This is a genomic window from Pseudomonas sp. 2VD, from assembly GCF_005503585.1.
Taxonomy (GTDB): domain Bacteria; phylum Pseudomonadota; class Gammaproteobacteria; order Pseudomonadales; family Pseudomonadaceae; genus Pseudomonas; species Pseudomonas aeruginosa.
Genome location: NZ_SCND01000306.1, coordinates 1 through 7,269 on the forward strand (window position 1 = coordinate 1; position 7,269 = coordinate 7,269).

At 65.0% G+C, this 7,269-nt stretch carries 8 protein-coding genes; 5 read left to right on the forward strand and 3 right to left on the reverse strand.

Annotated elements, in window-relative coordinates; genetic code table 11:
- Positions 1-445, forward strand: a 445-nt coding sequence (locus FFS27_RS25120) for an FKBP-type peptidyl-prolyl cis-trans isomerase (RefSeq protein ID WP_137952270.1), incomplete at its 5' end; no start/stop codon positions are given.
- A 69-nt stretch (positions 446-514) separates the two neighbouring features.
- Here the strand turns inward: FFS27_RS25120 and FFS27_RS25125 are convergent.
- From FFS27_RS25125 to FFS27_RS25135, 3 genes are all read right to left on the reverse strand, one after another.
- The gene (locus tag FFS27_RS25125) at positions 515-2,542 is read right to left on the reverse strand and encodes a c-type cytochrome (RefSeq protein WP_021264110.1); all 2,028 of its coding nucleotides are present in this window, start codon (positions 2,540-2,542) and stop codon (positions 515-517) included.
- A gap of 342 nt (positions 2,543-2,884) precedes the next feature.
- The gene (locus tag FFS27_RS25130; RefSeq protein ID WP_003094765.1) at positions 2,885-3,109 is read right to left on the reverse strand and encodes a PA4570 family protein; all 225 of its coding nucleotides are present in this window, start codon (positions 3,107-3,109) and stop codon (positions 2,885-2,887) included.
- 137 nt (positions 3,110-3,246) lie between these two features.
- Positions 3,247-4,215 carry a polyprenyl synthetase family protein gene (locus tag FFS27_RS25135; RefSeq protein ID WP_003094763.1) on the reverse strand — a complete coding sequence of 323 codons (969 nt, stop codon included), beginning with the start codon at positions 4,213-4,215 and terminating at the stop codon, positions 3,247-3,249.
- 240 nt (positions 4,216-4,455) lie between these two features.
- On the opposite strand from FFS27_RS25135, the gene rplU reads away from it, so the two are divergent.
- The 4 genes from rplU to proB all read left to right on the forward strand — a co-directional run.
- Positions 4,456-4,767, forward strand: a complete 312-nt coding sequence (gene rplU, locus FFS27_RS25140) for a 50S ribosomal protein L21 (protein ID WP_003094761.1) — start codon at positions 4,456-4,458, stop codon at positions 4,765-4,767.
- 23 nt (positions 4,768-4,790) lie between these two features.
- Positions 4,791-5,048 (forward strand): 50S ribosomal protein L27, encoded by a 258-nt coding sequence (rpmA, locus tag FFS27_RS25145; RefSeq protein WP_003094760.1) that lies wholly within the window; start codon positions 4,791-4,793, stop codon positions 5,046-5,048.
- 141 nt (positions 5,049-5,189) lie between these two features.
- Positions 5,190-6,410, forward strand: coding sequence for an Obg family GTPase CgtA (gene cgtA / locus FFS27_RS25150; RefSeq protein WP_003094758.1), 1,221 nt, complete (start codon positions 5,190-5,192; stop codon positions 6,408-6,410).
- 70 nt (positions 6,411-6,480) lie between these two features.
- On the forward strand, positions 6,481-7,269 hold a 789-nt coding region (gene proB, locus FFS27_RS25155; protein ID WP_137952271.1), incomplete at its 3' end, for a glutamate 5-kinase.

The window sequence follows — 7,269 nt, forward strand, 5'->3', positions numbered from 1 at the left end:
TGCTGCCAGCTGCCAGGTGATCCGCGACCGCATGCAGGCCGAAGCCCAGGCCAAGGCCGAAGCCGCCGCTGGCGAAGGCCGCGCCTACCTGGCCGAGAACGCCAAGCGCGAAGGCGTGACCGTGCTGCCGTCGGGCCTGCAGTTCGAGGTGCTGAGCACTGGCGAGGGCGCCAAGCCTTCCCGCGAGGATACCGTGCGCACCCACTACCACGGCACCCTGATCGACGGCACCGTATTCGACAGCTCCTACCAGCGCGGCCAGCCGGCCGAGTTCCCGGTGGGCGGCGTGATCGCCGGCTGGGTCGAAGCGCTGCAACTGATGAACGCCGGCTCCAAGTGGCGCCTGCACGTACCGAGCGAACTGGCCTATGGCGGCCAGGCGGTCGGCAGCATTCCTCCGCACAGCGTGCTGGTGTTCGACGTCGAACTGCTGGAAATCCTCTGAGGCGCATCGGCCCCAGGAAGGAGTGAAACGCCCCGTCGACGCATCGACGGGGCGTTTTTCATTGCGGCATCAGTAGCGGGCATCCAGCGGACGCTTGTCCTTCGGCCAGTCCTTGATCTTGTCCGGGAAGTCCGGGCGCGGCTGGTGCGAAAAGTACTCCGCGACGTCCACTGCGTCCTGGTCGCTGAGGCCGCCCTGGCCGAGCGGGAAGCGTTCCTGGAAGCCGATCGGCATGTTGTGCTTGACGAAGGCGGCAGCGGTGAAGGTCCGCGCCATGCCGGCGCCGATATTGAACGACTCGTCGCCCCACAGCGGTGGGAAGAGCATCTCGCCGGCGCTGTTCCTCAGCCCCTCGCCATTCTCGCCATGACACACCGCGCATTGTCGGGCGTAGACCTTGCGGCCGTTCTCCGGGTCGGGCTTCAGCGCCGGGTCGACCTTGCCGACGCCGCGGCCGGCGACCTTGTCCTGCGGCCGGGTGTTGTTCTTCATCCAGTCGAAGTAGGCCACCATCGCCTGCATGTCGGCAGAGTCCGGCGGCAGAGGCTTACCGTTCATCGAGCGCCGGAAGCAGCCGTTGATGCGCTCCTCCAGGCCGATGACCTTGCCCGCCCGGGGCGCGTAGCTGGGGAAGAACGCCGAGACGCCGACGAAGGGCGAGCCGTCGGCTACGGTTCCAGCGTTCAGGTGGCAACTGGTGCAGTTCAACTGGTTGCCGACGTTCGCCGGCAGCAGCTCGCGGGTCTCCAGGTGCAGGCGCATGCCGCGTACCACCTGTTCGGCGTTCGGCGCCGCGAGCATGTCCGCCAGGCGTGGAGAGACGAAGGTCGTGGCCGGGCCGTTGCCGGCCTCGATCTGCTGGCGCAGTTTCTTCACCTGGCCGGCATCGATCGACGAACCCTGGTTGCCCCAACTGCTGCGGACGAAGCTGAGGATTTCGGCGATTTCGCGGTCTTCCAGCTGGGCGAAGCCGGGCATGGTGTAGACCCGCGAGTGGGTTGCGGTCTCCGCGGTTTTCCAGCCGGTAAGGGTGATATGCAGTAGCGTGCTCGGGTTGGCCGAAGCGACCGTGGGGTTGCCGGCCAGCGGCGGGAACATACCCGGGACGCCGCTGCCGTCCTTGCGGTGGCAGTCGGAGCAGAACTGCGCGTAGCCGAGACCGCCCCGCGAGCTGTACAGGTCGACCGGTGCTGCCAGTGGGCGTTCGCTGTCGGGCATGGGCAGGTCGTCCTTGCCGGCCGGCAGGGACTTCAGGTAGCTGGCGATGGCCAGCAGATCGTCGTCGCTGAAGTGCTGGGTGCTGTGGTGGATGACATCGGTCATGCTGCCGGACACCGTGGCGAAGCGGTTCTGCCCGGTCTTCAGCAACTGCACGGTGTCCTCCACCGTCCACAGGTTGCGCAGGCTCAGCGCTTGCCATTGTTCGACGGTTTCGCCGGCGAGGTAGAGCTGCCCGGAACGACCGGCTTCGCTCATGGCTTTTTCCTGGAAGGCGATGCCGCGCGGAGTATGGCAGGCGCCGCAGTGGCCGAGTCCCTGTACCAGGTAGGCGCCGCGGTTGATCGCCGGGTCCGCGTCGCTGGAGGGGGTGAACGGCGCGTCGTCGAGGAACGCCCAGTTCCACAGCGACAGGCCCCAGCGCTGGTTGAACGGCCAGCTCATCGCGCTCGGCGTATTCGCCTGGGTGACGGGTTGCACGCCGTGCATCAGGTAGGCGTACAGCGCACGCATGTCTTCTTCGCTGATCTTGGCGTAGGACGGGTAGGGCATCGCCGGATAGAGATTCACTCCCTCGGCGGTCACCCCCTTGCGCATGGCGCGGTCGAACTCTTCGAAGCTGTAGCGGCCGATGCCGGTCTCCCGGTCGGGAGTGATGTTGGTCGAGTAGATGGTACCCATTGGCGTCTTCAGCTCCAGGCCGCCGGCCATCGGCGCGCCCTGCGGGCCGGTATGGCAGGCGATGCAGTCGCCGAGCTGGGCCACGTAGCGGCCTTTTTCGATGAGCGCAGCGTCCGTGGTCGGTTCGCTGGCATGGAGCAGGGGAACGATGGAGCACAGCGCGCCGAGCAAGCCGAGGCGCGGGAAAGAAGCAGGCATTTCCTCATCCTTAGGCGTAGGCCTGGGGCGGTCCCCTCGGCCACGGTCCATTCTTTTTTTCGTTATGCGGCCGTCGACAGGACGACGGTCACGCCGCTGTTGTAACGGCTTTCAGGCGAGGTCGGCTTGATGTGGATCAGGCAGGAATCCCTATCGCGGCGAGGGGCTGCCGGCGTGCTCGGGCGAGGCGTTGCGGAAAGAACGGGACATGAGGAAAGTGACTCCGGGAAGGTCGTCCGTGACCTTCCCGGAACCGGCCGGAGGCGCCTTTGCCTCCGTTCGTGCGATCCGCCTCCCGGGCAGCGGCGCACGGATGACGCGTCCTGGCGTCATCGCAAAGGCTCAGCGCAGGGCGCGGGCGTAGCAGAAGAGGAACAGGTTGCGTACCAGCTCCTTGAGGATCAGCGGTTCGCTCGAGTTCAACTCGTGCAGGTCCAGGCCGCCCTGGTCACGCAGTTCGTCCAGCGCGTCTTCTTCCAGGACTGCGCAGATTTCCCCGGTTTCCCGGTGCAGGATCCGCAGGTAGGGGTGTGGCCGATCAAGCCAGGCATCGATCAAATAAGTCATGGCGCTCATCTCCGTGACAAGACTGTGAGATGAGAATAATTCTTATTATCGTAATAGCAAGTCTTGATCGTGCCTTTCGTCGCAAAACGAAAACGCCGCCGTGAAAACGGCGGCGTTCGTCACAAGTCGAGCCCGATTCAGTGGGTACGGGCGACAGCGAATTCGCTGAGTTCGACCAGGGCGGAGCGGTATTCGTTGTCCGGCAGCGTATCCAGGCAGGCGATGGCGCGGGCGGCGTAGTCGCGGGCGAGGTTGGCGGTATAGTCCAGGGCGCCGGCAGCCTCGACGGCGGCACAGACGCTCTCCAGGTCCTGGCTGCCGCCTTGCTGGATGGCCTTGCGTACCAGCGCGGCCTGCTCCTCGGTGCCGTCGCGCATGGTGACGATCAGCGGCAGGGTGGGCTTGCCTTCGGCGAGGTCGTCGCCGACGTTCTTGCCGAGGGTCGCGGCGTCGCCGCGGTAGTCGAGCAGGTCGTCCACCAGCTGGAAGGCGATTCCCAGGTAGTCGCCGAAGCGGCGCAGTGCCTCGGACTGTTCCTCGCCGGCCTGGCACAGCGCGGCGGCGCTGTGGGTCGAGGCCTCGAAAAGCATCGCGGTCTTGCCGCGGATCACTTCCATGTAGGTCTCTTCGGTAGTGCTGGCGTCGCGTACCTTGGACAATTGCAGCACTTCGCCCTCGGCGATCACCCGGGTGGCCTGGGATATGATGCGCATGACCGGCATGGAACCCAGCTCGACCATCATTTCGAAGGAGCGGGCATAAAGGAAGTCGCCTACCAGCACGCTCGGCGCGTTACCCCACAGGGCATTGGCGGTGGAGCGGCCGCGGCGCAGGCCGGAGGCGTCGACGACGTCGTCGTGCAGCAGAGTGGAGGTGTGCAGGAATTCGATGGTGGCGGCCAGCAGGCAGAGGTCGTCGCCCTTGTAGCCCAGGGTCTTGCCGGCGAGCAGGACCAGCAGCGGACGCAGGCGCTTGCCGCCGGCGGAGATGATGTAGTCGCCGATCTTTTCCACCAGGGGAACGCGGGAGGTGAGTTGGCGACGGATGATCCCGTCGACGGCGGTGAAATCTTCCGCCACCACGCGGTAGAAGGCCTGGGGTTGCATCAGTGACAATAGCTCCACAAAGATTGCGCGGCATGCTAGGTGGCAGGGGGGGGACTGTCAAGGAAAGGCCCGTGGCACTTGCCTCGGCCTGGACCTTTCCGTACAATCGCGGGCCCTGAACTTCCTTGGCATACCCTGCCTTACGCAATTGCACGGGCGTCCGATCCGACCCCATGCAGCCATGCCGGCCGATTCCTACTTCTATAAAGCGTCGGGTGAGCAGGTTTAACGGAGATACACATGTACGCAGTGATTGTTACCGGTGGCAAGCAGCACAAAGTCACCGAAGGCGAATTCCTCAAGGTCGAGAAACTCGACGTCGCTACCGGCGAAGCGATCGATTTCGACCGCGTCCTGCTGGTTGCCAATGGCGAAGACGTGAAAATCGGCCTGCCGGTCGTCGAAGGTGCGAAGGTTACCGCTGAAGTGGTTTCCCACGGCCGTCACGACAAGGTCCGCATCATCAAGTTCCGCCGTCGTAAGCACCACATGAAGCGTCAGGGCCACCGCCAGTGGTTCACTGAAATCAAGATCACCGGCATTCAGGCCTAATTCCTTTCTGGAGGATATGACTCATGGCACACAAAAAAGCTGGCGGTTCTACCCGCAACGGCCGCGACTCAGAAAGTAAACGCCTTGGCGTGAAACTGTTCGGCGGCCAGGCTGTAAAGGCTGGCAACATCCTGGTTCGTCAGCGCGGCACCAAATTCCACGCCGGTTACGGCGTTGGCCTGGGCAAGGACCACACCCTGTTCGCGAAAGTGGACGGCGTGGTCAAGTTTGAGACCAAAGGCGCCTTTGGTCGCAAATACGTGAGCATCGTTGCTGCCTAAGCAATAGCTCGCTGAAAAAGCCCTGTCTCGCGACGGGGCTTTTTTGTTTCTGCGCCGGCTTCCGGCCATGCCCTGCTTTCGGGGCATCCTGTATCCTATGTTTTTTTCTGTTAACCCGCCCTCGTGGTGGGAGGCATATCCATGAAATTCGTCGATGAAGTATCAATCCACGTGAAAGCCGGTGACGGCGGCAATGGCCTCATGAGCTTTCGTCGCGAGAAGTTCATCGAAAAGGGCGGTCCCAACGGCGGCGACGGTGGCGACGGCGGTTCCATCTACCTGGAAGCCGACGTCAACCTGAACACCCTGGTCGACTATCGCTACACCCGCCGTTTCGATGCCCAGCGCGGCGAGAACGGCGGCAGCAAGGACTGCACCGGGGCCAAGGGCGACGACCTGATCCTGCCGGTGCCGGTCGGTACTACCGTGATCGACGCCAATACCCAGGAGATCATCGGCGACCTGACCGAGCCCGGTCAGCGGCTGATGGTCGCGCAGGGCGGCTGGCACGGCCTCGGTAACACCCGTTTCAAATCCAGTACCAATCGGGCGCCGCGCCAGACCACCCCGGGCAAGCCGGGCGAGGCGCGCGACCTCAAGCTGGAACTGAAGGTGCTGGCCGACGTCGGCCTGCTGGGACTGCCGAATGCCGGCAAGAGCACTTTCATCCGTGCAGTGTCCGCGGCCAAGCCGAAGGTGGCCGACTATCCGTTCACCACCCTGGTGCCGAACCTCGGCGTGGTCAGCGTCGGTCGCTACAAGAGCTTCGTGGTCGCCGACATTCCCGGCCTGATCGAAGGTGCCGCCGAAGGCGCCGGGCTGGGCATCCGCTTCCTCAAGCATCTGGCGCGGACCCGTATCCTCCTGCATCTGGTGGACATGGCGCCGCTGGACGAAAGCGATCCGGCCGATGCCGCCGAGGTCATCGTTCGCGAGCTGGGTCGCTTCAGTCCGGCGCTGACCGAGCGTGAGCGCTGGCTGGTGCTGAACAAGATGGACCAGATTCTCGATCCGGCCGAGCGCGAGGCGCGCAAGCAGGCGGTGATCGAGCGGTTGGGCTGGGAAGGCCCGGTCTATGTGATCTCCGCCCTGGAGCGCGATGGCACCGAGGCGCTCAGCCAGGACATCATGCGCTATCTCGACGAGCGTACCCTGCGCCTGGAAGAAGATCCGCAGTATGCCGAGGAGCTGGCCGAGCTCGACCGGCGTATCGAGGACGAGGCGCGGGCTCGTCTGCAGGCGCTGGACGATGCGCGCGCGCTGCGGCGTTCGGGGCTGAAGAACGCCGGTGCGGTGGATGACGATGATTTCGATGATGAGGAAGACGACGGCGACGGTCCGGAGATCTTCTACGTTCCCTGATGGCGTGATACCCCGCCGGGCGGGCCGGCGGGGCTGAAGAGTCGAAGCCTGGGCTTCTAAGGTTGAGGGTATGCGGGACAAGGTGACTGGCGCGCGGCGCTGGGTGGTGAAGATCGGTAGCGCCCTGCTGACGGCCGATGGCCGTGGGCTGGATCGCAATGCCATGGCCGTTTGGGTCGAGCAGATGGTGGCGCTGCATTGCGCCGGCATCGAGCTGGTGCTGGTGTCGTCCGGCGCCGTCGCCGCCGGTATGAGTCGCCTGGGCTGGGTGTCCCGACCTAGCGCGATGCACGAACTCCAGGCCGCCGCCTCGGTGGGACAGATGGGGTTGGTGCAGGCCTGGGAGTCCAGCTTCGCCCTGCATGGCCTGCAGACTGCCCAGGTGTTGCTGACCCATGACGACCTCTCCGACCGCAAGCGCTACCTGAACGCCCGCAGCACCCTGCGGACCCTGGTCGAGCTGGGCGTGGTCCCGGTGATCAACGAGAACGACACGGTGGTCACCGACGAGATCCGCTTCGGCGACAACGACACCCTGGCGGCACTGGTGGCCAACCTGGTCGAGGCCGACCTGCTGGTGATCCTTACCGATCGCGACGGTATGTTCGACGCCGATCCGCGCAACAATCCCGATGCCCAATTGATCTACGAGGCGCGCGCCGATGATCCGCAGCTCGATGCGGTGGCCGGCGGCAGTGCCGGCGCCCTGGGGCGCGGCGGAATGCAGACCAAGCTGCGGGCGGCGCGCCTGGCGGCGCGTTCCGGCGGGCATACGGTGATCGTCGGCGGGCGTATCGAGCGTGTCCTCGACCGCCTGCGCGCCGGCGAACGCCTCGGCACCCTGTTGACCCCTGATCGC